This window comes from Kitasatospora sp. NPDC048545, from assembly GCF_040651155.1.
GTDB lineage: Bacteria > Actinomycetota > Actinomycetes > Streptomycetales > Streptomycetaceae > Kitasatospora.
The window spans coordinates 292,440-319,012 of record NZ_JBEZIQ010000003.1 but is presented as its reverse complement, the minus strand read 5'-3'; the positions used below and the strand labels follow the sequence as shown (position 1 = coordinate 319,012).

General features: G+C 69.4%; 28 protein-coding genes. 27 read left to right on the top strand and 1 reads right to left on the bottom strand.

Annotation, left to right across the window (positions count from 1 at the left end):
- The first annotated feature begins 29 nt into the window (after window positions 1–29).
- The 22 genes from AB0D10_RS05155 to AB0D10_RS05050 all read left to right on the top strand — a co-directional run bounded on the left by AB0D10_RS05155 (window position 30) and on the right by AB0D10_RS05050 (window position 20,171).
- Window positions 30–869 (top strand): GDSL-type esterase/lipase family protein, encoded by an 840-nt coding sequence (locus AB0D10_RS05155; protein WP_360251477.1) that lies wholly within the window; start codon window positions 30–32, stop codon window positions 867–869.
- A gap of 21 nt (window positions 870–890) precedes the next feature.
- Window positions 891–1,193, top strand: a complete 303-nt coding sequence (locus AB0D10_RS05150; RefSeq protein ID WP_360251474.1) for a hypothetical protein — start codon at window positions 891–893, stop codon at window positions 1,191–1,193.
- Window positions 1,194–1,195: 2 nt separating this feature from the next.
- A complete protein-coding gene (locus tag AB0D10_RS05145) occupies window positions 1,196–1,765 on the top strand; it encodes a hypothetical protein (protein WP_360251472.1) in 570 nt (189 codons plus the stop codon).
- Window positions 1,766–1,783: 18 nt separating this feature from the next.
- Window positions 1,784–3,379 (top strand): hypothetical protein, encoded by a 1,596-nt coding sequence (locus AB0D10_RS05140; RefSeq protein WP_360251469.1) that lies wholly within the window; start codon window positions 1,784–1,786, stop codon window positions 3,377–3,379.
- A gap of 13 nt (window positions 3,380–3,392) precedes the next feature.
- Window positions 3,393–5,732, top strand: coding sequence for a phage portal protein (locus AB0D10_RS05135; protein ID WP_360251466.1), 2,340 nt, complete (start codon window positions 3,393–3,395; stop codon window positions 5,730–5,732).
- 224 nt (window positions 5,733–5,956) lie between these two features.
- Window positions 5,957–6,448, top strand: coding sequence for a phage minor head protein (locus AB0D10_RS05130; protein WP_360251463.1), 492 nt, complete (start codon window positions 5,957–5,959; stop codon window positions 6,446–6,448).
- A 9-nt stretch (window positions 6,449–6,457) separates the two neighbouring features.
- A complete protein-coding gene (locus AB0D10_RS05125; protein ID WP_360251460.1) occupies window positions 6,458–6,835 on the top strand; it encodes an XkdF-like putative serine protease domain-containing protein in 378 nt (125 codons plus the stop codon).
- On the top strand, window positions 6,835–8,448 hold the full coding sequence (locus AB0D10_RS05120) for a hypothetical protein (protein WP_360251457.1): 1,614 nt from the start codon (window positions 6,835–6,837) through the stop codon (window positions 8,446–8,448). Before AB0D10_RS05125 ends, AB0D10_RS05120 begins: the two co-directional genes overlap by 1 nt.
- An 82-nt stretch (window positions 8,449–8,530) precedes the next feature.
- Complete coding sequence (locus AB0D10_RS05115; protein WP_360251454.1) at window positions 8,531–10,030, top strand: hypothetical protein; 1,500 nt, start codon at window positions 8,531–8,533, stop codon at window positions 10,028–10,030.
- A 98-nt stretch (window positions 10,031–10,128) separates the two neighbouring features.
- The gene (locus AB0D10_RS05110) at window positions 10,129–11,118 is read left to right on the top strand and encodes an HNH endonuclease signature motif containing protein (RefSeq protein ID WP_360251451.1); all 990 of its coding nucleotides are present in this window, start codon (window positions 10,129–10,131) and stop codon (window positions 11,116–11,118) included.
- A 99-nt stretch (window positions 11,119–11,217) separates the two neighbouring features.
- The gene (locus tag AB0D10_RS05105; protein ID WP_360251448.1) at window positions 11,218–11,631 is read left to right on the top strand and encodes a hypothetical protein; all 414 of its coding nucleotides are present in this window, start codon (window positions 11,218–11,220) and stop codon (window positions 11,629–11,631) included.
- Window positions 11,632–11,672: 41 nt separating this feature from the next.
- Window positions 11,673–12,038, top strand: a complete 366-nt coding sequence (locus tag AB0D10_RS05100) for a hypothetical protein (protein WP_360251445.1) — start codon at window positions 11,673–11,675, stop codon at window positions 12,036–12,038.
- Window positions 12,039–12,108: 70 nt separating this feature from the next.
- Entirely contained in the window at window positions 12,109–13,011 is a 903-nt protein-coding gene (locus tag AB0D10_RS05095) for a hypothetical protein (protein WP_360251442.1), read from the top strand.
- Window positions 13,011–13,418: a hypothetical protein gene (locus AB0D10_RS05090; protein WP_360251439.1), complete on the top strand. Its 408-nt coding sequence runs from the start codon at window positions 13,011–13,013 to the stop codon at window positions 13,416–13,418. The genes AB0D10_RS05095 and AB0D10_RS05090 overlap by 1 nt, the downstream gene beginning before the upstream one ends.
- 10 nt (window positions 13,419–13,428) lie before the next feature.
- Window positions 13,429–13,806, top strand: coding sequence for a hypothetical protein (locus AB0D10_RS05085; RefSeq protein ID WP_360251436.1), 378 nt, complete (start codon window positions 13,429–13,431; stop codon window positions 13,804–13,806).
- Between the two features lie 13 nt (window positions 13,807–13,819).
- On the top strand, window positions 13,820–14,317 hold the full coding sequence (locus AB0D10_RS05080; RefSeq protein ID WP_360251433.1) for a hypothetical protein: 498 nt from the start codon (window positions 13,820–13,822) through the stop codon (window positions 14,315–14,317).
- Window positions 14,318–14,328: 11 nt separating this feature from the next.
- Entirely contained in the window at window positions 14,329–14,493 is a 165-nt protein-coding gene (locus AB0D10_RS05075) for a hypothetical protein (protein WP_360251430.1), read from the top strand.
- Window positions 14,493–14,861, top strand: coding sequence for a hypothetical protein (locus tag AB0D10_RS05070; protein ID WP_360251427.1), 369 nt, complete (start codon window positions 14,493–14,495; stop codon window positions 14,859–14,861). Before AB0D10_RS05075 ends, AB0D10_RS05070 begins: the two co-directional genes overlap by 1 nt.
- Before the next feature lie 83 nt (window positions 14,862–14,944).
- A complete protein-coding gene (locus tag AB0D10_RS05065; protein ID WP_360251424.1) occupies window positions 14,945–15,544 on the top strand; it encodes a hypothetical protein in 600 nt (199 codons plus the stop codon).
- 38 nt (window positions 15,545–15,582) lie between these two features.
- Window positions 15,583–15,972 (top strand): hypothetical protein, encoded by a 390-nt coding sequence (locus AB0D10_RS05060; RefSeq protein ID WP_360251421.1) that lies wholly within the window; start codon window positions 15,583–15,585, stop codon window positions 15,970–15,972.
- 26 nt (window positions 15,973–15,998) lie between these two features.
- Window positions 15,999–16,289: a hypothetical protein gene (locus AB0D10_RS05055; protein WP_360251418.1), complete on the top strand. Its 291-nt coding sequence runs from the start codon at window positions 15,999–16,001 to the stop codon at window positions 16,287–16,289.
- Window positions 16,290–16,292: 3 nt separating this feature from the next.
- Window positions 16,293–20,171, top strand: coding sequence for a hypothetical protein (locus AB0D10_RS05050; RefSeq protein ID WP_360251415.1), 3,879 nt, complete (start codon window positions 16,293–16,295; stop codon window positions 20,169–20,171).
- Between the two features lie 51 nt (window positions 20,172–20,222).
- Here AB0D10_RS05050 and AB0D10_RS05045 read toward each other — a convergent pair whose 3' ends face one another.
- Window positions 20,223–20,627 carry a hypothetical protein gene (locus AB0D10_RS05045; protein ID WP_360251412.1) on the bottom strand — a complete coding sequence of 135 codons (405 nt, stop codon included), beginning with the start codon at window positions 20,625–20,627 and terminating at the stop codon, window positions 20,223–20,225.
- Window positions 20,628–20,990: 363 nt separating this feature from the next.
- Here AB0D10_RS05045 and AB0D10_RS05040 point away from each other — a divergent pair, with 363 nt between their 5' ends.
- From AB0D10_RS05040 to AB0D10_RS05020, 5 genes are read left to right on the top strand one after another with little or no spacing between them, the layout of a single operon-like run.
- Entirely contained in the window at window positions 20,991–22,238 is a 1,248-nt protein-coding gene (locus AB0D10_RS05040; RefSeq protein ID WP_360251409.1) for a hypothetical protein, read from the top strand.
- 25 nt (window positions 22,239–22,263) lie between these two features.
- Window positions 22,264–23,337, top strand: a complete 1,074-nt coding sequence (locus AB0D10_RS05035; protein WP_360251406.1) for a hypothetical protein — start codon at window positions 22,264–22,266, stop codon at window positions 23,335–23,337.
- Window positions 23,334–24,542 carry a hypothetical protein gene (locus AB0D10_RS05030; protein ID WP_360251403.1) on the top strand — a complete coding sequence of 403 codons (1,209 nt, stop codon included), beginning with the start codon at window positions 23,334–23,336 and terminating at the stop codon, window positions 24,540–24,542. Before AB0D10_RS05035 ends, AB0D10_RS05030 begins: the two co-directional genes overlap by 4 nt.
- 16 nt (window positions 24,543–24,558) lie before the next feature.
- Window positions 24,559–24,870, top strand: a complete 312-nt coding sequence (locus AB0D10_RS05025; protein WP_360251400.1) for a hypothetical protein — start codon at window positions 24,559–24,561, stop codon at window positions 24,868–24,870.
- Window positions 24,867–26,567 carry a glycosyl hydrolase family 28-related protein gene (locus AB0D10_RS05020; protein WP_360251397.1) on the top strand — a complete coding sequence of 567 codons (1,701 nt, stop codon included), beginning with the start codon at window positions 24,867–24,869 and terminating at the stop codon, window positions 26,565–26,567. Before AB0D10_RS05025 ends, AB0D10_RS05020 begins: the two co-directional genes overlap by 4 nt.
- Window positions 26,568–26,573 lie beyond the last annotated feature (6 nt).

Genomic DNA, 26,573 nt, shown 5'->3' with positions numbered 1-26,573 from the left:
CACCTGCCCTCACCTGAAGGAGCGCCACGGTGACCGCCCCCATCGGCTACAGCGCCGCCACAGCCACCAGCGGCGCGTTCGGCGCCACCGACACCGGGTTCGTCGAGAACAGCAGCCAGGTTGGCGGCTGGGACGTCTCCGCGAGCAGGTTCAACCTGCTGGAGGTCATGCAGCAGGACGCCAGGCTCGCCATCGACACCCGCGACAACCTGAACCTGCTCCGCAACCAGCTCCTGCCCGCCCCCGCCACCCAGGTCAAGGTCATGGCGTGCGGCGACTCCATCACCGTCGGATTCGGCTCGACCGACGGCCTCGGCTGGCGCGGCTGGCTGGCCGACCTCATCGCCCGGCAGCGAGTACAGCCGGTCATGTCGATGTGCGCGCACGGCGGCTGGTACCTCGCCGACCTCAAGGCCAGCATCGGCGCCGCCCTGGCCGCGAACAGCCCCGACCTGGTGCTGATCAACATCGGCACGAACGACTCCAACTTCACCAGCGCCTTCACCACCACCACCTACGGTGCGCTCATCGACCAGATCCTCGCGTCCAGCCCCACCGTCAAGGTCGCCTGCGCCCTCGTCGCCCTCAGCCAGCAGAACACCGGCATCCTCGCCAGTGAGCAGCAGGCCAACACCGTCATCACGCAGGCCGTGAACGCCCGCACGTCGACCGGCCGGGTCGTCCTGTCCGACCACACCCACACCACCACGGCCCGCTGGGAAGTCGATGCCACCCAGCCCGGCTCCGCCCCGCCCCCGGGCAGGTGGACGATTGACGGCGTCCACCCGACCGATGCCGGCTATCTCCAGATGGGCCGCGCCTGGTACACGACCATCCAGCCGCTCGTTCCCGGCCTCGCCCCGCTCTGACCCGCCCTCAAGGAGTAGCCCGTGTCCATCGCCGACGCCGCCCGCGCCATCGCCGCCCGGCTCCAGGCCGAAGGCCACCACCTCGCCGACGACGCGCACAAGCTGTGGGCCCACCTGCACGACGACGAGACCGCCCTGGCCGGCGAAGCCGCCGCCGACGCACGCCAGGTCGCCGCCGATGCCGCCCCGGTCGTCGCCGAGATCAAGGCCGACGCCCAGGCCCTCGGCAGCGAGGCCGTCCAGGACGCCGAGGCGCTCGCGGCCGAGGCTGCCGCCGACGTCAAGGGCGCGGCGCAGCCCGAAGCCCCGAGCGCGCAGGTCTGACCGTGGTCAGGGGCAACGGCCCGGTCTGCGGCGCCAAGACCCGCCAGGAAGAGTCCGCGGAGCACTGCGGGCTCCCCGCCGGCTGGGGCACCGACCACGCCGGGACCGGGCGGTGCAAGCTGCACGGCGGCAAGACCCCCGGGCAGAAGCTGAAAGCTGCCCACGACATCGCCGAGCGGGAGGTTCGGGCCGTGCTTGCCGAACTCGACGTCCAGCCCGTCGACGATCCCCTCACCGCCCTGATGCAGCTCGCCGGGCAGGTCGTCGCCTGGCAGACCGCCACCGCGACGCTCGTCAACCGCATCGGCGACGAGATCCGCTACGAAGGACACGCCGGCGCCGAACAGCTCCGGGCCGAAGTCCAGCTGTACGAGCGGGCCATGGACCGGGCGAACACCGTCCTGTCCTCCATTGCCCGTCTCGACATCGAAGCGCGCCTCGCCGCGATCTCCGAGGCGCAAGCCGACCGGGTCCTGAGCGCGATCGACGCCGTCCTCGCGCACCTCGGCGTCAGCGGCGTCCAGGCCGCGGAGGCCAAGACCGTCGCGGCCCGCCACCTGCGCTCCGTGTAGGCCGCGAGGGGGTGGCAGGTGCGGGCCGACCCTCTCGCTCTCGCCGCCCGGCGACTTGAAGAAGACGGCGCAGCTCGTGCGCGGGTCGACGAGTACGCCGCGGACCCGGCGCTGTGGGCGCGGGAGAAGCTCGGCGAGCACCTGTGGTCGAAGCAGGTGGAGATTGCGGGCTCGGTCCGGGACCACCGCATGACCGCAGTCCAGTCGTGTCACGGCGTCGGCAAGTCGTTCGTTGCCTCCCGGCTCACCGCCTGGTGGCTCGACACCCACCCCGCCGGTGAGGCCCGCGTCGTCACCACCGCCCCAACCGGCGACCAGGTCAAGGCCATCCTGTGGTCCGAGATCAACGCGGCGTTCTCCACCGCCGCCGCCCGCGGCACCCCACTGCCCGGCCGGATCAACGAGACCGACTGGAAGCTCGGCAAGCGGCTCATCGCGTTCGGCCGCAAACCCTCCGACTACAACCCGCACGCTTTCCAAGGCATCCACGCCAAGTACGTCCTCGTCATCCTCGACGAGGCCTGCGGCATCAACAAGCAGTTCTGGACCGCCGCGAACGCCATCGCCACCGGCGAGCACTGCCGCATCCTCGCAATCGGCAACCCCGACGACCCCGGTTCCCAGTTCGCCCGGGTCTGCGCCAACACCGGCCGTTGGAACGTCATCCGCATCTCGGCGTTCGACACCCCGAACTTCACCGGCGAGACAGTGCCGGCCGAACTGCAGCCGATGCTCGTCTCGCACGCCTACGAAGCCGACATGCGCGCCGAGTTCGGCGCCCAGTCCCCGACCTACATATCCAAGGTCCTCGGCGAGTTCCCGTCAGACGCCGAGGACGGAGTGGTGCGGCTCTCCGCGATCCGCGCCTGCGGCCTTCCGCCAGAACAGCCGCTCAGGTACACCGATCTCGCCCCCGTCGAACTCGGCGTCGACCTCGGCGCGGGCGGCGACGAGACCGTCGTTCGCGAACGCCGCGGCACCCGTGTCGGCCGCGAGTGGCGCAGCCGCGAGAAAGACCCCACCAAGGTCGTGCACCTGATCGTCGCGGCGATCCGCGAGTCGAAGGCCACCAGGGTCAAGGTCGACTCGATCGGCATCGGCTGGGGCATCGTCGGCACCCTGCGGGAGCGCCGCGCGCAGGGCGAACACGACGCGGAGATCATCGGCGTGAACGTGTCCGAAGCCAGCAGCGAGCCCGCGAAGTTCGCCCGGCTGCGGTCCCAGATCTGGTGGCAGATCGGCCGGCAGCTGTCCGAGGACCGCGGCTGGGATCTGTCCGAACTCGGTCCGGACGACAGGGAGCGGCTCGTCTCCCAGTTGACCGCACCCAAGTACTCCACTGACGCGGCCGGCCGGATCGTGGTGGAGCCGAAAGCCGAGACGAAGAAGCGGATCGGCCGCTCCCCGGACAACGCGGACGCCCTGCTCCTGGCGTTCTACAGCGGCAGCGGCCTCGACGCGCACGCCTGGCTCTCCTACGGCCGCCGCAAGGCCAACGAAGCTGCCCCGGCGGACGCGCCGGACGAGTCCGCGCCCACCGCTATGTCCGACGACCCGGCCCTCGCCCGCAAGAAGGCCCGCGACGCAGCCCTCCGCCGACAACGCCAACCCTGAGATGGGAGGCAGCGTGGGCATCTGGGACCGCATCACCAAGGTCTTCGGCCTCGGCACCCGGGTACCCGCCGAGATCGTCGCGGCCGAGCAGGCCGCCCAGATGACCATGCAGACGCCGTTCGCGCCGGGCACCCCGCAGCAGCCGTTCGACGGCTACTCGCGGCAGCCCCGTTCCAGGGACTTCCCGGCCGGCGTCAACATCGCCGCCCGGCCCCGCATCAACGAGCGCGTCGCCTTCCACACCCTGCGCGGCCTCATCGAGGCGTACGACGTCGCCCAGGCCTGCATCTGGCACAGAATCGACTCCATCCGTGCCCTCGACTGGTCGCTGACCCCGGCGCCCGGCTTCCACGGCGACGCTGCCGCGGCCATCGCGCAGGGCATGGCCGTTCTCGCCAAGCCGGACCGGCAGACCCCGTTCGCGAACTGGCTGGCCGCATGGCTGTACGACGTCCTCGCGTACGACGCGGGCACCCTCTACCGGCTGCGGAACCGCCGCGGCGACGCAATCGGCCTGCGGGTCGTGGACGGCACCACCATCGCGCCGCTGCTTGACTACTGGGGGAACATCCCCGAGCCGCCCGCCGAGGGCTACGTCCAGTACGTGCAGGGCCTCCCGTGGAACTGGTTGACCAGGGACGACCTCATCTACCAGCCGTTCCGACCGCGCGCCAACAGCCCTTACGGCACCGCCCCGTTGGAGACGGTGCTCCTCAACGCCAACACTGACCTTCGGTTCCAGGCGCACTTCCTGCAGCGCTTCACCGAGGGCAACGTGCCGGAAGCGTTCGCGTCAGCACCCGAGACGTGGAGCCCCGACCAGATCGAGGAATGGCAGACCGTCTGGGACGCCATGATGCTCGGCGACCAGGCCGCCAAACATCAGATCCGATGGATGCCCGGCGGCAGCGGCATCACCTGGAGCAACGAGAAGGACTTCTCCGACACCTTCTCCCTCTTCCTGATGCGCAAGACCTGCGCCGCCTACCACGTCGTCCCCAGCGACCTCGGGTTCACCGAGACCGTCAACCTCAGCTCATCCGAGTCCCAGGGCGACGTGCAGCACCGCGTCGGCGACCTCCCGCTGATCGCCCACATCACCTCCGTCCTGACCGACTTCCTGCAGAACGACCTCGGCCTGCCGATCGCCTTCAGCTTCGACACCGGCCAGGAGAAGGAAGACCGCCTGCAGCTCGCCCAGGCCTGGCAGGTCTACATCGAGACCGGCATGGCCTCCGTCGACGAAGGCCGCGAAGCCCTCCTCGGCCTGCCCGGCGACCCCACCCGGCCCACCCCCCGGTTCTACTCCACCCCGCGCGTCGGGCCGATCCCCCTCCTCGCCATCGACGGCGTCGCAGGCCGGGTCGACCCCGAGACATTCGGCCCGGCCAAGGACCAGCCGGTCCTCGACCAGCCGTACGTACCCCCGCCCGGCGCCGTGCCGGCCGCGGGCACCACCGACCAGGCGGCCGCGGCCGCCGCCGAAGACGCGTACCAGACCCGGTACAACTCGATGGTCCACAACACCGAAGTCGCCAAGGAAGACAGCCCCCAGGGCGGGCCCACCGCGGGCATCACCTCGGCGACCGGCATCACCGGCTACGACCTCGTCCACGCCACGGACGAGGAGGACGAGGACCGGGATCAGCTGGTCAAGCGTGAGCTGAGCTCTTTCCGCCGGTTCTTCAAGACCCGGCGCCGCGATGGCCGCTGGCGGGACTTCACCTTTCAGCACACCCCGGCCCGCCAGGCCCGACGCCTCAACCAGACCGGCTGGCTGGCGGTCCGCAAGGCCGCAGGTGAGGTCGCCGTCGCCGGACTCGCCGTCCGCGCCGCCGACACCGGCCGAGTCCTGATGATCCAGCGGGCACTCGACCCCGACGACCCCGCAGCCGGCACGTGGGAATTCCCCGGCGGCCACCTGGAAGGCGCCGAGACACCCCTCCAGGGTGCGTGGCGAGAGTGGGCCGAGGAAACGGGCTGCATCCCCCCTCCGGGAATCCTCGCTGGCACGTGGACCAGCCCGGACGGCATCTACCAGGGCACGGTCTGGGAGGTCGACTCCGAGACCGCCGTCCCGATGCACACCGGCCGAGACCAGATCACCAACCCGGACGACCCCGACGGCGACCAGGTCGAAGCCATCGCCTGGTGGGACCCCTGCCTCCTCGCCGGGAACCCCGCCGTCCGGGCAGAGCTCCTGGACAGTCTGCCCGACGTCCTCGCCGCGCTCGGCGTCGACAGCCCCGCGGATGTGGAGAAGGCCGGCGGCGGTGACGCGGACCCAAAAGCCCCGACGCCTGGCCCGGCTGGGACCACGATGAGCGCACCGCCCGCTACTGGGCGCCGCTGATCGCCGCCGCGCTCGGCACCGCACTCACCGCCACAGCCGCAACCCGGCTGGCCCAGGCCTTCGCCTCCAACAACGGCGGCAACGGCACGGACCGGCAGACGCTGGCCGCGGCCGCCGCCACCTACCTCACGAGCCAGGACATCACGCCCGGGCCCGCACTCACCGACGCGCTCGCCGGCCTCTACGCCGACGCCTACCTCGTCGGCGCGGTATCCGCCGCGACCGTGACCACCGGCACCACCAGCAACCTGAACAGCTGGCAGCCCGGCGGCGCCCCCGCAGCACAGGCCGGCATCGAGGACCACGGCACCGGTCCGGCCCTCGCCATGCTCTCGCTTGGGGCCGGCGCCACCGCGGCGGCCCTGACCGCATCCCGCATCAAGGACGCGGCCAAGGCCCTCGCGGACGGCACCGCAGCCGGCGACACACCGCGCACCATCGGCGCCGCGATGCACGCCGCCCTGGCCGACCCCGACCGCGCCTACGCGGCGGCCGTCACCGAAACGACCCGGGCCATCGCGGCAGGCGCAGCCGACGGCTACAGGCGTAACGGCGTCGCGCGCGGCCGCTGGCAGACCGAGCCCGACGGCCATGTCTGCCCGGTCTGCGAAGCCAATGCCGCCGCCGGAACGCTCCCGCTCGGCAGCACCTATCCCAGCGGCAACGCCTACCCGCCGGCCCACCCCCGGTGCCGATGCGCCGTCCTTCCCGCCTAGGAGGTCCCCGTGCCCGAGCAGCGCTACGTCCTCGGCATCGCCTACCAGGCGGGGCCTGACCCGCGGATTCAGAAGGGCGCCGACGGCGGCCGCGACTTCTTCACCGCTGACGAGCTGGAGAAAGCCGCATGGTCGTTCCTCCGGGACGGCGGCTCCCAGGTCGGCCTCAACCATGTCGACGGCACGACCGGCGCGGCCACCGTCGTCGAGTCATACGTGTGGCGCGGCCCCGACTGGGACCTCGGCGACGGCGTCGTCGTCAAGGCCGGTGACTGGCTCGTCGGCGCCGTCCTCGACGAACCCGCCTGGCGCCTCTACAAGTCCGGCCGGATCACCGGCTTCTCGCCGCAGGGAACGGCGCGGCGCATCCCCAACAGGAGCAGCTGATGACCACACCCGCTGACGACGAGTTCACCGAGCTACGTGACGCCACCATCCCGCGCGTGGACCTGGTCGACAAGGCAGCCAACGGCACCACCTTTCTGATCGCCAAGCACGCCGCCGACAGCCGGGGCCTCATGGACCCCGGCTTCGTGCGAGACCTGATCGGCAAGACCGCCGAGCCCCCGCCCCAGGAGGAGACCGTGACGATGACCGGCAGCCCCGGGGCTATCGCCAAGCTCATGCACGAGGCCGCGCAGCGCGCCCGCCGCCGCGACGACGTCACCAAGGACGCCGGCATCGGCGCCGACCTCGACGACTCCGAGGACGGCCTCGACCCGACGATGGTCCTCGCCGCCCCCGACACCGACGCGCCCGGCGACCCCAATGACCCCGGCTCCCCCGCCTGGGAGGCCATCGACGCGGCCACCGCCCAGAAGTGGACGAGCATCGCGGTCCGTCTCAAGAACGCCCTCGGTGTCCTCGCCGAACGCGAAATGCTCGAAGCCGCCGGTGCCGACCCCGACGACGCCTACGACGCGTGGGACCTGCAGGACGCGCAGTGCGCCCTCGACTACGTCATCGACACCCTCGCGTCGTTCGCCGTCGGCGAGCAGGCCGCCGCCGATCTGGCCGGCGAGGCGATGGCGACCGTCGGCAAGGCCCTCGCCGGGCTGGAACCGGCCGCGCTCGACACCGTCGAGGCCCTCGGCCAGGTCGCCAAGGCCGGCCGCGTCCTGTCCGCGGCGAACGAGGCCGCGATCCGCACCGCGACCGAGCACCTGCAAAAGGTCCTGGCGTCGCTGCCCGAAGCCCCGGTCGTCAAGACCGTCCACGAGGAGCCCGACATGCCCACGCCCACCCCGTCCGAGGACCGCACCACAGCGGCCGGCGAGCCCGCGATGGGCACCGCCGAGGTCGAGAAGACCACCGAGGCCGTTGCCGCCCCGGTGGCCAAGGCAGACGGCGAGAAGCCGCCCGTGGTCGTCGTCTACGACCAGGCCGGGCGCCTCATCGGCATCGTCGACCCGGCCGACGTCACCCCCGTCGCCAACTCCGAGGCCGAGCCCGACGACACCGGTGACACCGACGCCGACGCCACGGACGCCGAGGACGACACCACTGGCGACGACACCCCCGACCTCGAACCGCAGCCCGCAGCCGACGCCGGCACCCCCGCCGACGCACCGCCGGACGACGACGAGACCATCACCAAGACCACCGCCGACACCGACACCCTCACCGACATGTTCAAGAGCAGCCTCCTGGCTGCGGTCGAAGACGTCCTGACGAAGAACAGCGCCGACCAGGCCGAAAAGATCGCCAAGACCGGCGATGCCGTCCTGGAACTGGCGGAACTCGTCGAGACCCTCAAGGGCCGCGTCCGGGTGCTGGAGGAACAGCCCGCCCAGCCGAAGATCTTCACCAACGGAGCGACCCCGCCGCGCGAGCACCTGCGCGGCCAGGACCACGGCGCACCGGCGCCCGTCGACGTCGCCAAGGCCCGCGAACTCAAGGGCGTGCTCTACAGGGGCACCGCCGCCGAGCAGAACCGCGCCGCCACCGACATGCAGGCCGCCGCCATCGCCGCGCTCCAGGCGATCCACCAGCCGCGGTAACCACCCGCACCCAGACATCCCCCCAAGCCTCCGGACGAGCGCCCCGCGCCCCGGAGGCTTTCCCATGCCCAGGAGGCACCCCTTGAGCGCACCGCTCGGCAGCATGACAGAGGACACGCTGGCCGCCATCAGCAAGGCCCAGACGTCCGGCATCCTCAACAACACCGGCATCTACTCGTACGACCTGAGCCAGCTCGTCTCGCTCATCCCGGTCGTCACCCCGTTCCGCGACATCGTCACCCGCGTGATGAGCCCCAACGGCAACAACTTCGCCGTGTGGCGGGCCATCATGAACCTCACCAACTCGCAGCCGTCGCCCGCCATGGGCTTCGACTACGCGGCGAACGAAGTCGTCTTCCAGGAGCAGGACTTCCAGGCCCGTTACAAGCCCACCGGGTTCGCCGGCCTCGTTACCCAGGACGCCTACGACCTGGCCCAGGGCTACGGCGACCCGTTCGCCATCAGCACCTTCCAGGTCCTTAACCAGGTCTTGATCGGCGATGACCGGCAGCTCATGGGCGGCCAGTCGTTCCCGCTCGCCCGGCCCGCCGCGCCGACGCTGACGACGTCCACCACCGGCGGCACCATGACCGCGACCACCACCGTGTACGTCGGTGTCGCCGCCCGCACCGGTAGCGGCTACTACTACGGCAACGGCAACAGTCAGGGCAACAGCGCGAGTATCGCGACCGGTTCCGGGTCGACCAACTCGATCTCGGCGACCGTCGGTTCGGTCCGCGGCGCGGTCTGCTACGACTGGTTCCAGAGCGCGAACGGCACGACCTGGTACTACTACACGACCACCACGGTCAACGCGGTCACCATGACCAAGATCATCAACGCGAACCAGACACTCCCCGCCCTCACCGCCACCCCCGACCTCTCCACCTCCTGGCAGGGCACCGCCAACGCCTCCCCCACCTACAACGCCGCCGCCGACAACGGCAGCGCCGCCCCCGCCGAATACGACGGCTTCCTCGCCAGCCTCGCCGGCGACTACAACGGCGCCGGCCAGTGGGGACAGCCCGGCACCGGAACCGCCAACCCCTCCATCAACAACTCCCTCAACGGGGCGTCGCTCACCCTCACTGGCGGCAGCATCACCGAGATCGAGAACCTGCTCTTCCTCCCGCTCTGGCAGCAGGTCAAGTGCAGCCCCACCGCCATCATGGTCAACGCCGTCCAGGCCCAGGAGATCGCCAACCTCATCCTCGGCTCCAGCTCCGCGACCACCTACCTCAACACCGACTCCTCCGGCCGCGTCTCCGTCACCGCCGGCGGCCGCGTCGGCGAGATCGTCAACGCCCCCGCGGGCGGTGTCACGGTCCCGATCGAGGTCCACACCTCCCTCCCGCCGGGCACCATCATCGCCCGCACCGACCGGGTTCCGTTCCCGCAGGCCAACATCCAGAGCGTCCTGGAGTACCGCGCCCTGCGCGACACCGCCCAGTTCGACTACGGCGTCTCCCGCATCGCCAACACCGCCGGCGGAGGGCCGAGACGCGAGTATGAAATTCGCAGCGTCGGAGCCTTCCTGAATCGTGCTCCGGTCGCGATGGCTTCTCTGCAAAACGTGGCCTGAACTGGCTTTTTGTCGGTCTCCTGACCGCCACTGAAGCGTTCGGAAGTGGTACCTTGGTAGGAACAAAGTCGCTCGGCACATTCCTACCAAGGACCGCCATGACACTGAGCACCGACCGGACCTGCTCCATCTCCGACTGCACCGGCAGGACTGTTGGGCGGGGATGGTGCGCAAGGCACTACGGCATCTGGCGCACCCACGGCGACCCGCTCCATCCCGTACGGCGGTACGTCCGCCAGGGAAGCGAGTGCGTACACCCCGGCTGCGACCTCAAGCCCCAGCGCCGAAACCTGTGCAACAAACACGCTAAGCGCGAAGAAGCCCACGGAGAGACGACAGACCCGCGCGAGCGCCGCTTCTGGGCCAAGGTCGACAAGAACGGCCCCACACCGGAGAACCGCCCGACCCTCGGACCTTGTTGGATCTGGACCGGCTATATTCACGCACCCTCGGGATACGGCCAGTACGGCCTCAGGAACGGCACTCGTCTGGTCCACAGAATCTCCTACCAGTACCTGGTCGGCCCGATCCCGAAAGGCCTCCACCTCGATCATCTCTGCCGCCGACGCGAGTGCTGCCGACCCGACCATCTAGAGCCGGTCACGCCACGCGAAAACCTCCGGCGCGGAGACCAAGGCGCCTTCTGGGGCTACGTGCCTGAATCCATTCCGATGCAGCCGAAGCCGTCGAAGCCGGAACGGTGCACGGGTTGCGGCGACAACGGCAGGGCGGTCTACAAGAGAACGCTCTGCCGCCCCTGCTATCGAAAGTGGCTCAAGGATCCTGACGTCGAGCGCCCGTCCCAGCGGACGCCAGAGCAGCGCTTCTGGGCGAAGGTAGAAAAGACCCCGTCGTGTTGGCTGTGGACCGCAAGCGTACATAGCAAGACCGGCTATGGCCGTTTCGCCGTGAAACACGGCCAGATGGTCGATGCCCACAGGTACTCATACTTCCTAGCCTTCGGCGCAATACCCGATGGCCTGGACGTGCACCACACCTGTCACGTGCGGCATTGCATCCGTCCGGAGCACCTACGCGCCACGACCCGGTCTGAGAACCTCGCCCTCCGCAAGGTTCGACGCCCATAGTCGAGCCCACCCCTCAAGGCCGAGAGCCCTGCCGCTCTCGGCCTTTCGCTTGCCCTGACTGAGGAGGCCCGGATGCCGCCGGCCCGTGCGGGTGTACCGATGCCCAATTTCACTGCTACGCAGGAGCTGTTTCGCGCCGACGGGCTGACGCTGAACAGCAACTCGGACAGCGTCACAGCGAACATCACCAACCAGGTCAACGGGGCCGTCGGCGGCCTGATTGATGTCTCGTCGGTGTCGAACGGCCTGCTGGTCGTCAACGTGGCGAACGCCCCGACCGGCACCAGCCCGAACCTGGCGGTCTTCTTCGACGTCCGCGACGCCTTCGGGAACTGGATTCTTACCTCGAATCCGACGGCGATCTCCGGCGCCGCCCTCGGCTTCGCCGGCACCGTCGCAGGCAACATCTCGACCGGCTACGGCCTCACCTACAACGGCCGGATCCGCTGGACGGTCACCGGGACCGGCAGCCCGACGTTCACTGGGGTCAGCTTCAGCCTGTACGGCCGCTGACCCGCCCTCATCCGCTCCATCACCCTTCGAGGAGAGCAGGCATGCGCCTCTACTCGCGTACGGGCGCGACCGCGCTCGAACATCCCGTCCATGGCCGTATCGAGGCCGACCCGGTTCACGGCGGCTTCGACCTGCCGGAGGAACTCGCCGAGGAGCTGCAGACTTTTCCCGCGTGGGAGACGGACGTGGCTCGGCAGCACCGTCTGGTCGCGGAGGAGATGGAGCGGCGGAAGGATCCGGCGACGCTCCTCGACGCGGTGCAGCAGCTGGTGCAGGCGGCTCAGGCTGTGAGCGCGGCGCGGCAGGAGTCCGGTGCCGCCGGGCAGGCCGAGGAGTCTTCTCCCGCGAAGGCGCCCCGCGGGCGGAAGGCAGCCGCGAGCCGCCCGGACCCGTCGCCCGCCGAGTAAGCCAGCACGCAGTCGCACCGATCCGAATAGGGGGTGACCGACTGTGGCCACGCCGTACATCACACCGGGCATGCTGCTGTCGCAGCCGGCAGGGATCAGCTGGAAGGTCATGCCGACCCTGACCGCTGACGCCTCGTCGCAGCTAGCCCAGCTTCAGCAGGTGTGCTGGAGCGCCACCGCGGCGGTCGACACCTACTGCCGGCAGCCTCTGCGGGCGACAGTCGTGACCGAGACGCAGGCCGGCCCGGGCGGGTCGCGAGTCTCGGTGGACCGGCACACCCGCATGGGCGCGGTCGTCGCGCGGCACCGGCATCTGTCGGACGTGTGGGCGGTGCTCTTGTCACCGGCGCGCACCTTTCCTTCGGTGTGGTCACCGGTGCCTGCCGGCCAGTTCCGGCTCCGCACTCCAGCGGCCTTCGCCGGGCCGATTCCGGCGACGGGCCCGTCGGGTGGCAGTGCCATCGACGTGGCCCCGGGCTGGATCGACTGGCGGCAGGGGCGGGGCGGCTGGCAGGTGCAGACGTCCTATACGTCGGGTTGGCCGCACGCAGGCCTCACCGCCCCTGCCGCTGCGGGCGCCATGTCGATCAGTGTGGACGATGTGACGGGCTGGGGCGGTGCGCATGGCACGGCTGGGTTCTGCTACGACGGGGCGTCCACGGAGACGATTGCCGTGAGCGGGGCCATCGCCACTGTTCCGGTGGTGCTGCCGAACACGGCAACTGCGGTGCAGACCGGGCCGGGCACCGTTCAGCTCGCCCAGCCCCTGACTCAGAACCACGCAACTGGGGCTGTCGTGTCGGCACTCCCGCCGAACGTGGTCCACGCCGCGGTTCTCGCCGCAGCGGTGGAGGCCCTGGAGGGTATCGACGCGATTGCGGCCCAGTCCTTGTCGGGGCAGTTGGCGGGCGGCACGGGGGCTCTGGCGACCGAGGTCGAGATGCTGCTCGACGATTTCAGGCGGGTCGGCTGATGGCCCGCCGACGGCCGAACCTCGGCAGCGGGGGCGCTTCCGGAACCGCCGGGGTCCTGCGGTTCTGGAACCGCACGATCACGATCATGCGCGGTACGGCGATCAACGGGTACGGCGATGCGACGGACGTGGGGGTTCCGTTGTACACGGGGGTTCCGGCGGCGCTGGCGGAGACAGAGCAGGTCGCTTTCGACTCGGCGAGCCAGCGGCAGCAGATCATCCGCAGCATCACGTGCACGGTGCCGAACTGGGCCGATGTGCGGACCACGGACACGATCCGGGATGAGACGACCGGCCGCTACTTCATGATCGAAAACATTTCGGAGCGGCCCGGCATCGGCTACTACCCGCCGCCGAAAACACTGACGCTGCGCGCCCGCTCCGGCGTCACCGCCGGATCAGACTGAGGAGGCTGCCATGGCCCACGCAGAGATCGACGGAGCCTGGGAACACGAAGTGACCACCGCGCTCGGAAGGCTGTTCGTCGAGCGACTCGGACCTGCCATCGCCGCCGACGCCGCCCGCTACTGCCCCCAGCACACCGGGGCGCTCGCGGCCAGCATCGAGCACCACATGGAAGGCCAAGACCTCATCGTGTCCGCGACCGGCGGAGCCGAGGGCCGTACCTACGCCGCGTACGTGGAGCTCGGCACCAGCCCTCACATCATCCGCCCCAGCGGCAAGCAAGCCCTGCACTGGGAAGGCGCCGCCCACCCGGTCCGCGAGGTCCACCACCCGGGCACTAGGCCGCGGCCGTTCCTGCGGCCCGCGCTGTACCAGCAGCGCGGCGACTGACCGAGGGGGCGAGGTGACCACTCCCCTTCCTCTGGAGGCCACTGACGAGCTCGTCTGCGCGCAGTGGATCGCCACCATTCCCGGTTTCACCCCGGCCATGGTCGGAACGACTCTGCCGCCGGACGTCAACGCCGACGGCTCCCTCGCCGCGTGGGTCGCCACCGGATTCGTCACCGTTACGATCGTTGGCGGCAACCCTGACCCGCTCCTGCCGGTCAACTGGCCCGTCCTGCAGGTCGACTGCTGGGCCACCGTGCCGGGCAGCAACAAACCGCCGTGGCACCAGGCCGCGGCCCTGGCCGGCGCCATCCGCCGGGCCACCTGGGACCGGCGGGCCATCTCCCGGCCCTTGCAGATCACCGCGAACGGGGTCGCCTACCCAGCCGCGGCGGTGCGCTCCGCCTATCTCACGAGCGCGTTCCGCCGCCTGTACGACGACCAAGGCGACTACGCCCACTACCAGGCCGATCTGTCGCTGTCGTGGGTGACCGTCAACGACCGCCTCTACTGAGCGAGGAATCCATGCCTCTGGTCCGCACCACCTTCTTCGACGACCTGGTCGAGGTCCCCGACGACGAGATCCCGGTGCTCCGGGCTCAGGGCCTGCTGGTCGGGGAGTCCACGCCGCAGCCCGCCGCCGACCCTGTCCCCGTCAAGCCGACCGCCTCCAAGACGAAGGACGCCTAATGGCCCGCCTCGCCCTGACCGCGACCAGCCAGCCGAAGACCGGCGCGGCATCCCCCCTCAACCTCACTGCCCTCCTCACCGCCGGCACCCTCGGCGCCAACACCGGCGTGAGCTTCGTCAACACCGGACGCGAGGTCCTGCACATCTCCATGGGCGCGGGCGCCAGCACGGTGATCGTCAACATCGGGACGACCATCGAGGGGCAGTCCGTCACTGCCATCACGGCGTCGCTGACCTCAAGCGCGACCAACATCGTCGGGCCGTTCCCGTCGGACGAGAACCAGCCCAACGGGCAGATCTACGTGGACTTCGGTACCCCGGCGAGCGTCAACGGTGTCGCCCTGCTTCAGAACGCCGGCGTCTTCTAGCCCGGTCCCGCAGTACCGCCCCCCGGCCCGCTGTGCGGGCTTTTTTCATGCCCGCGCCCGGCAGTGGCGCCTGACCCAAGGGGATGAGTTCCATCGCCGTCAACGCTGCAAATCTCGTACTCGGCCCGGCGCGACTCTACGTCGCCCCATTCGGCTCGACCGAGCCCGCCGACTCCACCGTCACTCCGAACGGCCCCACGACCCCGCCGTCTTCCCCGTGGACCGACGTCGGCGGGACCGACGGCGGCGTCACGTGGGAGGTCGACAACACGTACACCGCGCTGCAGGTGGACCAGATCACGATGGAGGTCGGCGCCCGCCTGACCGCCATGAAGATGACGGTGACCGCCAAGCTGTCCGAGATGACGCTCGGCAACCTGCAGACGGCGCTCAACAACATCGGCACCCTGGCGACGAACTCGGGCTACTCGACGCTGGACATCCCGGTCACGTCCGCGTCCACGCAGCCGAGCTACGCGGCCCTGATCATCGACGGCTGGGCGCCGATGCTGTCCAGCGGACAGCCGGCACTGCGCCGGGTCATCGTCCGCAAGGTGCTGTCGCAGGTGAAGGCGCAGCTGTCGTACGACAAGAAAACCCAACAGGCGTACGACTGCACGTTCTCCGCGTACTACGTCAGCAGCAGCATCTCGCCTGTGCACATCGTCGACCAGACGGCGTGAGCTGAACCGATCCGTTCCTGCCGCCCTGAAGGGGGACCATGGCCGCGAAGGTCACCGCCAGTAAGAAGGCCCCTGCTCGCCGGCCCGCGCCGTCCCCCGCGGCGCGGACGGCCGAGCCTGACTTCGAGGTGCTACGCCTCACGACGAGCCAGCAGGTGGACGAGGAGCGGGTGCCGCTCTTCTACATCGACGACGTCGAGTACTGCATCCCGAAGCGGCCTCGGATGAACATCGCCCTGCAGTACATGCACCTCGCCAAGGACGAGGGCGACGCAATCGCCACGGACTACCTCCTCGGCAGTCTCCTGGGCGAGGACGGCTACCGGGCGCTGCGGGAGTACGACCAGCTCACCCCGGAGCAGTTCCAGCAGATCACCGTCATCGCCACCCGGCAGACTCTGGGCGCTCTGGAGTTCCCAAAAGCGTAGTCGACCGGGTCGTCCAGGTGGGCTGGGTGCTGGACCATCTCGACGATCTGGCCAGCGATTTCAGCGTGTTCCACCGGATCCCTGATGTCACGGTTCTGGACGGGCCGACGTTTCTGCGGCTGGCGTGGCGCATGCCTGCCTATCAGGGCGTGATGCAGGCCAGGGCCGCCGCCTACCAGGAGGCGGACACCAGTGCTGGGGCTACGCCTCGTATGGCGCCCGGTCGCCACGAGGAGATCAACCCCGGTACGCGCACGTCTCTCATGGCCGACCCGGCGTTCGCCGGCCTGTTCAGCTACGGATCGTCCCGGGGGTGAGCCGTGCCCGAGGGCTTTCGTATCGCGAGCGCGTGGGTGCGGGTCTCACCGGACCTGGAGGGGTTCCGGGAGGAACTCCAGGCCAAGCTGGACGAGGCGACCGCCGGCGTCACGGGCCGGGTGCGGGTTGTCCTGGATTCGGCGGAGTTCGACGCGCAGTCGGGCGAGGTCAAGGCGAAGCTGGACGAGCTCGGCGGCGAACGTGCCACCCCTGCGGTCCACTTGGAGGTGGCCGGGTTCGAGGCCCGGGCCGAGGATGCGCGGGCTCAGCTGGACGAGCTGGCCGGCCGCCGCGCGGGTCCTGAGCTGCATCTGGAGGACGCCGAGTTCGAGGCCAAGGTCGATGACGCCCGGGTGCGGATCGACCGCTTGGCGCATGACCGGGCTCGTCCTGAAATCACGCTCGACACGGCCGAGTTCGACGCACGGCTCGACCGGGCCGAGGCGCGCATGCGCGCGTTCGGGGCCAGGGAGGCCTCCGCCCGCCTCAGGGCGAGCGGAAGCAGCGGTGGTGGCGGTGGCGGGGGTGGCGGGGGTGGCGGCGAGGGCGGCAGTCTGCTCGGGGCTCTCGGCGAGCATCCGATGCTGGCCGGCGTCACCGCGGGTGTCACCGCTCTGCTGCCGAGCGTCGGCGGTGCAGTGATGGGCGGAGGCCTGCTGGCAGGCGCGGGTGCCCTGTCGCTCGGCCCGGTCGCCAAGGCCTTGAGTGACGCCCACCAGGCGTCCCTGAACATCGGCATGACCCCGCAGCAGACCGCGGCGATCCAGTTCAGCAACTCCGTGCAAAGGCAGGGCGCGCAGGAGCAGGTCACCACGGCGCGCATGCAGCAGGCCCAGGACGCGATCACTGCGGCCCGCACGATCGAGACCGCGCAGATGAACCTCGCGTCCGTCGAGCGCAACACGGCCGCACAGCAGGTGCAGGCCCTGCAGTCTGTCGTGCAGGCCGAGCAGAGCGTCCAGCAGGCGAACTACAGCCTGAGTGAGGCCCAGTACAACCTGAACCAGGCGTGGGAGCGGGCGCGGGAGAACCTGCGGCAGCTGAACGATCAGCTCGCTGACAGTCAGCTGAACGTCGAGCAGGCGCAGCTCGGAATCAAGCAGGCGGAGTACCAGCAGAAACTGGTGAGCGAGAACGCCTACTCCACCGCGTTGGACCGGCAGCAGGCCACTCTTGCGGTCGCGCAGGCGCAGCAGCGGCTGGTGGATGCGCAGGACGAGCTGGCCGCGAGTCAGTACAACGCGAACCGTGCGAACACGGAGGGCATCGACGGCTCGCAGGAGATCATCAAGGCGAAGCAGGCCGTTGTCGCGGCGCAGTACGGGCAGATCGACGCCCAGGCCCAGTACGGGATCGCGCAGCAGGACCTGACGAACACGCAGCTGAACAACGCCACGCAGCTCAAGGAAGCACAGATGCAGCTGGCGGCGGCGGAGCAGGATGCCTCCTACCGCCGGCAGATGGATGCGCGCACCGTCGAACTGGCCGAGCGTAACGTCTCCAACACGGTCCGGGAGCAGGAACTCCAGTGGGCGTCCATGAAAAGCACCGAGAACGAGGCCGCGAACGCGCTCGCCAAGGACCTGGCGCGCATGACCCCGGCGATGCGGTCCGTGATGGAGCAGATCTTCGGAATGACAGGCGCGTTCCGGGAAATGCGGGATGCCGCGCAGAACGCCGTTGCTCCGGGCCTGTCGCAGTTCATCACCGGCCTCTCCCAGTCGATGCCGGCGCTGACTGCGGGCGTGACGGGCATGGGCAAGATCATCGGCGATGCCTTCGGCTCGGTCGGCAAGGCGCTGCAGTCGACCGGCGGAAAGGAAGTTCTGCAAGGTCTGATCGACAACGGCCTGAAACTCGCGCAAACCGTCGTGCCTGCGATCGGCCGCCTTGTCGGCGCCCTGGCGGACCTGGGTTCGCAGAAGGGCGCGGCCGACGGCCTCGGAGGGGCGTTCACCGGGATCCTCAACGCCGTGACCGCAGTGGTGAAATCGGTGGCGCCGTTCGTTGGGTCGCTGTCGTCTGTGCTAGGCACTCTGGGCCAGGCGCTAGCCCCAATCGGTTCACTTTTGGGCACCGTCGTCGGACAGGCCGCGCAGGCGCTAGCCCCAGCGCTAGCAGCCCTCCTGCCTGCGGTAACTACCCTCGCGGGTGCGCTCGGCCAAAGCCTAAGTCCGATTTTCGCCGCGCTCGGCCCAATTCTTCTGCCGGTGGCCCAGGCGATCACTGGAATTGTTCAGGCCTTTGCCCCAATGCTGCCAATTGTGGGGCAAATTATCGGCCAAATTGGAATGGAATTGGCCCCGCTGTTTCAGGCGCTGGTGCCCATTGTGCTGCAGCTCGCCCAGATGCTGACGAAGGACTTGCAGGTTGGCCTGCTCCAGTCTCTGCAGGCGATGCTGCCGCTGGTACCGGTCGGCGTCAGGCTGATCGAGTCGCTGCTGCCGCTTGTCAGTCTGATCCTCAAGCTTGGCGGCATTTTCATAGACTTCGCCGCCAAGCTGATAGGTCCGGTGATTAGCGGAATTGTCGCTGTGGTCGCAGCCGTGGGCAATTTCGTGTCGAACTGGCGCGAGGCGGTCGACTGGGTCGAAGCCAAGGCTTCGTGGCTGTGGCACAACGTCTTCGAGCCGCTGTGGAAGGGTATTCACCAGGGCGCCGAGGATTTCGTTGCCGGTTTCAAGACGGTCTGGGACACGCTGAAGGACGTTTTCAAGACACCTGTGGCCTTCTTGATCAACACGGTGTATGACGGCGGTATCGCCAAGCTGTGGAACTCGGTCACGGGCGCGATCGGCATGCACAACCTGGACTTGCCGATCATCACCGGTTTCGCCACCGGCGGTGTCGTTCCCGGCTACGCGCCGGGTCAGGACACGGTTCCGGCGATGCTGTCGCCTGGCGAGGGTGTGCTGGTGCCGGAGGCGGTGCAGGCCATTGGCGCCGACACGGTGCATAGCCTGAACGCGGCTTACGGCGGCGGCCGGCAGTCCGTTGGCAACCATTTCTCCGGTGGTGGCATCATCGGCGGCATCAGCGACTTCGTTGGCGGCCTGATCGACAAGGCCGTCGACATCGGGAAGATCACCGCCGCTCTCGCCACAGGCAACGGCGAGGCCCTGACCAACGCGCTAAGCAAGTTGGTCGGGACCCAGGGCGACGTCGGGAACTACAGCAAGCTCATGCTGGGCATTCCCGGCTCGCTGATCCACAGCATGGTGCAGGCGATCCTCGGCTCGCACCCGGCCGCCCCGGCCGGTGGCGGCGGGGTGATTCCGTCCGGTGACCACCTGGCCATCATCGACCAGGCGCTCCAGGCAGCCGGCGTGCCCCCTCCGGGCACGCAGGACGAGTGGCGGGCCGGGCTGAACACGTTGATCACCCGCGAGTCCGGCTGGAACCCGCGGGCCATCAACAACACCGACATCAACGCCCAGAACGGCGACCCGTCCCGCGGCCTGGCGCAGACCATCATGTCGACGTTCCTGTCGAACCACGTGGCGGGGACCAGCACCGACATCTACGACCCGGTCGCGAACGTCGCGGCAGCGGTCCACTACATCGTGGGCCGCTACGGGAGCATCAGCCGGGTGCAGCAGGCCAACCCGAACCTGCCGCCGAAGGGGTACGACCAGGGCGGGTGGCTGATGCCAGGCAGCACGATGACGGTGAACGGGCTCGGCCGGCCCGAGGCGGTGCTCACGCCCGACCAGTGGGGCATCGTGCGGCAGCTCATCCAGCAGGCCGCTTCGGCTGCGGTCGGAGGCGGGTCGGGCCGGCAGGTCACGGTGGAGCAGCACTACCACGGCACGCAGTTGCCAACGGTGGAGCAGCAGGCCGACATGCAGCGGCGTCTCGCGCTCGCGCTGAGCGGCGCCTGACCCGCGGGAGGGCGGCGCGGGACCGCTGCGGCGTCCTCCTGCCGGGCGGCGCTATGCCTTGGTGATCTGGGTGACTCCCACCCACAGCTGTTTGAGCTGGGAGGAGGTCAGTGCCGGATCGGGGTTGATGTTGACGTTGATCGAGATCGACTTCCCTGGCCCGATGGGCGCGGTCGTCGCATCGACCCCGGGGCCGCCCGGTCTGCCGCTCGCGCTGCCAATGGCTTGGGTGATGTGGAAGGCGTACCGGACTGGCGTAGTGCAGGGGTTGGTGAACTCGAAGGTCACGATTGCCACGCCCGCGTCCGCCCGGGCGTCGAGGAGCTGGGCCTCGTTTCCGGAGTCGTCGGCCGGGATCGCGCACGGGTCTGCGGCGCTCTTCACGACCTTGACGTCGTCGAGGTCGGGCGCGCCCTGCGCTGGCTTGTACGGGAGGCGCGCGGCGGGGATCGCCATTTCCAGGTGCCCGGGTGCCTCTGCGGCGGTGCTCGCGGCCGAAGCCGGGCCGGGGGCTGTCGTCGGTGCCGGTGGGAGCGTTGAAGCCGCTGTCGCAGCAGGCGAGGACGACGGCGATGCTGCGGGGTTCTCCGCGTGGACCGGCGGCTGGCTGGGCGGCGCAGCGGCGGGCTGCGTGGCGGTACTGGCGCAGGCGGCAGTCAGCAAAACGACACCGGCGAGGGCCGGCATGGCACGGCGCACTGATTCCCCAGGGGCTGTGACGGGTTGGTGCGGCCAGTGTGGCAGCGCCTCGGGCAGGGCCTTGTGGTCCTTTGCCGGACTGTGACCGATTTCAGCGGGATGAGCCGGAGGTGGTGACGGGTGGTGCAGGCCGTCGCGGGCCAGCCGTGGACGCTCTACCTGAACTTTTACAACCAGACCGGCGGAGCTCTGGTCGACCCGTCTGCGGTGCAGCTCGACATCACCTACGGCCAGCAGGTCGGCTTCGTCGCGGACGTCGCAGGCCCGTATACCTACCAGGGAGCCAACCGGCCCGTCTCCGGGCAGGTGTGGCGGATCGGCGTCGGCCAGTACGCCTGCACCTGGAACGTACCCCCGACGGCTGTGCAGGGCGTGTACGTCGCGAACTGGGCCTGCCAGTACGGCGCCAACACGTTCCTCGGCGTCGAGGATTTCGCCGTCACGGGCGGTTTCACCCCCCCGGTTCCGGCGAGGGACACGGGTTTCTGGACCGGAGGCCTTGTCTACTCGGGCATCGACATCGAGTTCGGGCAGGTGGACAGCAGCGGCATCTCGTGGCTGTGGCAGAAGCTGGAGGGCTGGGACGGCCCCGATGTCCAGGGCGCCGGCATCATCCCCCGCGCCGGGGAGCACGGCGGCTGGGCATCGCCTCAGTACTACGCGGCGCGCACCCTGACGTGGACCGTCACCGCGTCGGCCCCGACCCAGGCATTGAGGGACCAGGCCCGCGCGCTGCTGCAGCAGGCGGTGCCCATCAGTGGGCTGGCGCAGCTGCGCTACGACGAGCCGGTCCCCAAGTACGCGTGGGTGCGGCGCAGTGGGAAGTTGACGGAGGCCTACCCCACCCTGACCGACGTCACGTTCACCGTTGGCCTGGTGGCCCCGGATCCGCGCAAGTACGGGACTGTGCAGCGCTCTCTCGTGATCGGCGTGGTGCCCGCCACTGCGGGCGGCAGCATGGTGACCCCGTTTTCGGTGCCGTTCACCGTCAAGGCGTCACCGCCGCCCGGTGTGTCCGTCGCGAACAACGCTGGCGGGTTCGGCTCCCCGCCGGTCGTGGTCATCACGGGGCCGGTCACCGGGCCTACCCTGACCAACCTGACGACCCGGCAGACGGTGTCGTGGCCGACCCTGACGCTCAACACCGGCGACTCCTTCGTCGTGGACTTCCTGAACCGCCAGGCGTTCATCAACGCCGGCACGGTGTCCACCACTCCCGGCGTGCCGTCCACGGGGGGAACGTTCTGGCCGGCCGACATCAACTCCGCCTGGTGGCACCTATCGTCGGGCTCCAACCAGGTGCAGTACGGCGGCGGGACAGGCACCGGCTCGACAGCAACGATCTACTGGCGGGACGCGTGGGTGTGACACCGCGCCGCAGGGAGGGACTCCGATGGCAACCCAGGTGACCACCAGCCTGCCCATGTGGCTCACGGGCGCTACCTACGACGCCAACAGCGGCAACGACCTGCGAAACAGCGGGGTCACCGCCTACTTCTACGACCAGGGCATCGCCACCGGCACCACGATCGGCGTCCTCGGCGGTGTCGTCGGCGGCACCGGCCTCGCGGTGAGCCCGGGCACTGGCATGACGGTCACGGTGCAGCCCGGCTCGTACGTGGTGCCCAACTCGTCGACCCCGACGGCAGGCGGCTATGCCTCGACCCTGTCGACGCAGGCGACTCTGACCGTGCAGACCGCGGACCCGTCGAATCCCCGTATCGACATCATCGTCGCGTACGTGTCCGACGTCGGCACTTCGTCGTCGTTCGGTGCAATCCAGATCATCACCGGTGTAGCCGGCCCTTCGCCGTCCGCGCCCGCAGCCCCGGCGAACTCGATCACCTTGGCACGGCTGACGGTCACGGCGGCCGCATCGTCCATCACTGTCGGGATGATCTCGGATGTGCGGCCGTTCACCGTCGCCACGGGCGGCATCCTCGTCGCGCCGCGCGGCACGGTGAACGGCTACAAGGGGCAGATCGCCTACGACCCCGCGTCGAACGCGTTCTACCACAACAACGGGACGACCAACGCCACTCAGCTGCACGTGCTGCCGTGGGTGCCGATCATCCAGACTCGTACCGCGAACTTTGTGTTCGACGGCAGTGAACAGACCGTGCTGTCGGCCACGATCACCACGGACGGGAACACCGACGTGGAGATCTATTTCAAATACGCGGGGATCGGCTGCAGCCTCGGCAGTCCATTCACCGCCACTTTCCGCATGTACATCGACTCGACGGCGGTCGACGGCACGTGGACCCCAAGCCTCCCCGGTGACGGCACCATCTACAACGGCTCCGCCTGGTCGTACTTCACGAGCAGCGGCGCGGGCGACACCCCGAGCGCGGGAACCCACACCGTGAAGGTGACAGCTCAGAACGCCAACGGGCTGTACTCGACCACGATCGCCGCCTCCGGCACTGCAAAGACCCTCCTCCGCGTCGGGCCGGGCGCAATGTGAGCACCTACACCTACGCCTCGACCGACCTGATATCCGGACGGGTCCTCGCCGACAACTTGCCGCTCACCGTCCAGTCGTTCGGGATGCAGCTCAACGGCTCGGGCACCCTCACGGGGAGCCTCGCTCTCAACGCGTCGCCCGCGGTCAACGCGCCAGCCGTCGCAGCATTGGAGCCCCGCCGCTCGGTCTTGTGGGTTCTGCAGGACGGCTACCCGGTATGGGCTGGCGTTGTCTGGGACTGGCCGGACCAGGGCCGGGGGCCGGGCACTCTGCCGATCTCCGCGCAGACGCTTGACACGCTCTGGTCGCACCGGCTGGTCACCGACACCATCATCTACCAGCAAGTCGACCTGTTCACGGCGTTCATGGACCTGTGCCGGTACGGCACCTCGAAACAGTCGTCGTACATCTCCTCCGTGTCCCCGGCCGCGACCCGGACTCCTGCCTACCTGGCGATGGTCGCGCAGAACGGCGGCGTAGCTCGCCTGGTGATGCCACAGGGAGCCGCAGGCACGGCCGGAGTGCCGTGGACCGCCTCCTATACGTACTCGGACCTGACGCAGATCAGCGGCGCCTGGCAGGACATGTGCGCGAGCGGCAACTTGGAGTACGCGTTCGTGCCCGGCCTGGACTCCTCCGGCAACCTGGCGATCTTCCTGCGGCTCGCCTACCTGCGCATGGGCCGCACAGCTGCCTCCTCCGGCTACAACCTGGTCTACCCCGGCAACGCCATCGACTACGGATTCCAGCGCACCGGCAGCCAGAGCAGCAACATGGTGTGGGCCACGGCCCCGCCGAACGGCGCCGCCCTGCAGTGGCAGTCCGCGTACCCGCACGGCGCGGACTCGGTCGACTTGGCGGGCGGCGTGTATCCGCTGATGGAGTCCACCGTGTCCTGGCAGGGCTCATGGGTCGTCTCCCAAGCCCAGATCGACGGATTCGCGGACGGCGAAGTCGCGATGAAAACCCGCGCGATGACCAACCCCATGGTGACGGTGGGCGCCGGTGCCGGCTATCCCCGCGTGCGGGACATCGTCCTGGGCGACGCCACCACCCTCGTCGCGACGTCGCCCCTGCATCCGCCCGGCCCGAACGGGGAGCCCGGCCTGCAGCAGCGCGTGCGCGTCGTCGGCTGGACAGCCTATCCGCCGGGCCCACAGCAGGCCGAAAAGATCCAGCTCCAGACATCCGCTGTAGGCGCCTGACACGAGGGGGCTGCTGATGACCCGCTATCCCGACCCGCTGGAATCCCGGTTCTCCACAACGATCCAGGACATGCGGCAGCGAATCGGCCGGCTCGAAAACCGCACGACGGCGATCGACTCCGGTTTCCCCCTGGCCGCACTCCCTGCAGTCATCGACCCGGCGTACAGCAGCGGCCAGCCCAAGGCCTACGTCAACGGCGCCACCGTCCTCACAGGCCCCTACCGGCGCCTGTCGTCCTACACCCCGGCGGCCAACGACTCCGTGCTCGCCATGCCCGTCCGTATCGGCCAGGTCGGCACCTACGTCATCCTCGGGAAGCTCGTATGACGGCCTCGATGTACGGCGCCGCAGACCGTGTCGCCAAAGCTGGCGACACCATGACCGGGACGCTCGTGCTCACCGGCAGCCCGCCGGCGCAGGTGCCCGCCGGGGCCGCCACCGGCAGCGTGCTCACCTCCGACGCCTCCGGCAACCTCACCCTGCAGGCACCCGGCGCGGTGTCCGGCACCGACTACCTCAACGTCAAGGCCTACGGCGCCAAGGGCGACGGAACCACCAACGACACCACCGCGATCCAGTCCGCACTGACCGCGGCCGCCACCAAGGGCGGCACGGTCTACTTCCCGGCCGGCACCTACGTGCTGTCGTCCGCGCTCGCCCCGGCCAACCAGGTCAGTCTCCTTGGCGCCGGCCCCGGCGCCACGGTGCTGAAGCAGACCTCCACCACGGCGCACGGCATCGCCTACAACCCGACCACGCTCACCTACGTCTCCGTCCAGAACCTCACCGTGCAGGGCCCCGGGTCCGGCACGGGCGTCGGCCTGTACGTGCAGGCCAACAGCGGGGCGAACCCAGTCACCTCATGCCAGTTCAACAACGTCGCCATCACCGCGTTCGGCAGCCACGGCATCCAACTGGTCGCGGCCACCGGCTGCAGTCTCGCCTCCGTCAACGTCTCCAGCGTGGGCGGCCACGCCTTCTACCTGTCTGGTGGCACCGGCAACACCCTCGACGCCTGCAGCGCCGCCGGCAGCACCAGCACCCAGCAGGGCTTCAACCTGTCATCGGTGTCGTACGCCACCCTCACCGGATGCAAGGCGTCCGCGTGCGGCGGCGGCTACCTGATCACCAGTGGCTCCGCCAACGCCCTGAACTCCTGCGGTGCCGAGAGCATCGTGTCGCAGGCCAGCCAGGACGGCACCAGTTTCAAAGTCTCCGGCGGGTCCGTCCACGCCCTCACCGCCTGCTACAGCAACGTCAACAAGGCGTCGGCGTTCTGGGTCACCGGCAGCGCGACAGGCGTGTCCCTGGTCGGCGTCCAGGAGGCCTCGCCCGGCGCCGGCGCGACATCCTCCATCAAGGTCGACAGCGGCTCGACTGCCACCGTCATCGACAGTGCCACCGTCACCGCGACGAGCTTCGCCTCGTCCACGACGAACAGCGTCACTGCCGCCACGGTCACCCTGCCGGGCGCTGTCACGGCCGGCAGCGCCACCGTCAGCGGGAGCCTGAGCGCGGGCAGCGGATCCGTCTCCGGGAACCTGTCCGTCACCGGGAACCTGACGGTGTCGGGCATCGGGCAGCGGGTCGCCGCCTACAAGGGCTCCAACCAGTCGGTGACCAGCTCTACCACCCTGGTCAACGACTCCGCTCTGGTCGTGGCGCTGGCGGCCAACGCTACGTACCGGATCGACGGATACATCTCCTACACCGGCGACAACTCACCCGCCGGCGACCTTCAGTGCACCCTCACGGTGCCCAGTGGAGCCACCGGCTCCTGGTCGTCGTTCGGGGTGCCCACCGGCGCTCTGACGGCTTACGACGCGGTGGCGATCGGCTTCGCGACGACCCGGCGGCTCGGCACGAATGGCGCCGCAACGCCGATGGCGCTCAGGCCCGGCGGCGTGGTGGTCACCAGCGCGACGTCCGGCAACCTTCAGTTCCAGTTCGCGCAGGGCGCGTCCAGCACCACGTCTACCACCGTCAGGTCCGGCTCTGTCCTGATCGCCACCCGCATCGCCTGACGGACA